The sequence below is a fragment of the Polynucleobacter sp. 35-46-11 genome (assembly GCF_002281105.1).
On the sequence record NZ_NCFJ01000454.1, the window covers coordinates 1 to 1,997 of the forward strand.

A 1,997-nucleotide genomic window follows, 5' to 3' on the forward strand; every position below is an offset into this window, starting at 1 on the left:
GTAGCACTAGCAATGTGTGGGGCTAACACAATATTGCTGCACTTGAGTAACTCCGGATGCACTTGAGGCTCACCTTCAAAAACATCTAAGCCTGCCGCAAATATTTTTCCACTTTGTAACGCTTGCGCTAAAGCTGCATCATCCACAATACCGCCGCGAGCAATATTAACCAGGGTTGCAGATGGTTTCATCATGGCGATTTCTGCAGCGCCAATCGTATGATGATTTTGAGCGGTATATGGAAGAACTAGTACAACATGGTCAGCAGTGCGGAGCAATTCTTCTTTAGACACATAAGTAGCGCCGCAGGCTTTTTCATCAGCTTCAGATAAAGGCTTGCGATTGTGATAAATCACCTTCATCCCAAAACCTAAGGCACGCTTAGCAATACCTTGACCAATACGGCCCATACCGATAATTCCAAGAGTGCTGTGATGCAAATCCATTCCTAATGGGTTAGTCACAATCGACCATTGCCCCCACTTACCAGCTCGCACCCAATGTTCCGATTCCGTAATCCGCCTTGCAGTTGCCATCAACAAAGCAAAGCCAAAATCAGCCGTTGTATCCGTAAGAACATCAGGGGTATTAGAAGCCATGACTCCAGCAGCAGTAATCGCTGGGACATCAAAATTGTTATATCCGACAGAAATATTGGCGACCACCTTCAAATTTTTAGCATCTGAAAGGGCGGAGGCATCAATCCGCTCACTACCTGTTACCAAAGCCCCCTCAACCTCTGAAAGCGCTTTTTTTAGCTCCTCAGGGGTCATTACTTTATCGGGCTGGTTAGAGATAACCTCATAGGACTCCTCCAATTTGGCTAGCGCCTCAGGAAATATCGCCCTAGCGACCAAAATCTTAGGTTTGGAGGAAGTTGTGGAGTGATTTGCTGTAGTGTTCATAGCGTAACTTTACCTCATCTAAATTGCGGATTCTGCCTGAAAGATGGGCTGATTCAGCTAAAATTATGTTTTTATAACTTGGCAGTCCATTAGTATGGACTCCTTACAAGTAAACCATCATGACTTACGTTGTTACCGAAGCTTGTATCCGCTGCAAATACACTGATTGCGTTGATGTCTGCCCAGTCGATTGCTTTCGTGAAGGCCCTAACTTTTTAGTAATCGATCCTGATGAGTGCATCGATTGCGCGGTATGTGTACCTGAGTGCCCAGTCAACGCAATTTATGCAGAGGATGATGTGCCAGGTGATCAGCAGGCATTCATCAAACTCAATGCTGAATTGTCACCTGCTTGGACATCAATTACCAAATCCAAAGCTGCACTGCCAGAGGCCGAAGAGTGGAAAGACGTTAAAAATAAACTTGACCAACTGGTAAAGTAAATTGCACTCCCCCATTGAAACCGATGCAGTCATTATTGGCGCCGGTCCGGTGGGGCTCTTCCAAGTCTTCGAGCTTGGACTTCTAGAAATTAAAGCGCATGTCATTGACTCCCTGCCTGAAGTAGGCGGTCAATGTATTGAACTCTATCCAGATAAACCGATCTATGACATTCCGGCAATTCCGGTTTGTACTGGTCGTGAACTGATTGGTAATCTACTCAAACAAATTGAGCCATTCAAGCCACAGTTCCACTTAAATCAAGAGGTCTCCAGCTTAGATAAGCAAACTGATGGCCGCTTTCTGATTCGCACAAGCCAAGATCAGCAATTTTTAACTAAGGTTATTTTTATAGCCGCTGGTGTTGGCGCATTTCAACCGCGCACACTCAACTTGGATGGGATTGAGGCTTTCGTAGATAAACAAGTCTTCTATCGCGTCACAAATCCTCAACAATTTGCAGGCAAGCGCATGGTCATTTGTGGTGGCGGAGATTCCGCGCTAGATTGGGCCTTACATTTTGTTGATCATGCTGCAAGCGTCACACTTATTCATCGAAGAGATGAATTTAAAGCAGCGCCTCAGTCAGTAGCGAAGATGCGCGAGCTTTGCGCCGCCGGCAAGCTGCAACTGATCATCGGGCAAATTACC

At 45.8% G+C, this 1,997-nt stretch carries 3 protein-coding genes; 2 read left to right on the top strand and 1 reads right to left on the bottom strand.

What is annotated here, in order from left to right:
- The coding region (locus tag B7Y67_RS16265) for a D-glycerate dehydrogenase (protein ID WP_293599526.1) at nt 1–905 on the bottom strand (905 nt) is incomplete at its 3' end.
- A 119-nt stretch (nt 906–1,024) separates the two neighbouring features.
- On the opposite strand from B7Y67_RS16265, the gene fdxA reads away from it, so the two are divergent.
- Together fdxA and B7Y67_RS16275 are read left to right on the top strand one after the other, a co-directional pair.
- A complete protein-coding gene (gene fdxA / locus B7Y67_RS16270) occupies nt 1,025–1,348 on the top strand; it encodes a ferredoxin FdxA (RefSeq protein ID WP_215298290.1) in 324 nt (107 codons plus the stop codon).
- Nucleotide 1,349: 1 nt separating this feature from the next.
- Nucleotides 1,350–1,997: NAD(P)/FAD-dependent oxidoreductase (locus B7Y67_RS16275; RefSeq protein WP_293599527.1), on the top strand; the 648-nt coding region annotated here is incomplete at its 3' end.

Bases quoted from the DNA above. Each gene is read 5' to 3' on its own strand.
- fdxA (WP_215298290.1), top strand. From the start codon at position 1,025: ATGACTTACGTTGTTACCGAAGCTTGTATCCGCTGCAAATACACTGAT.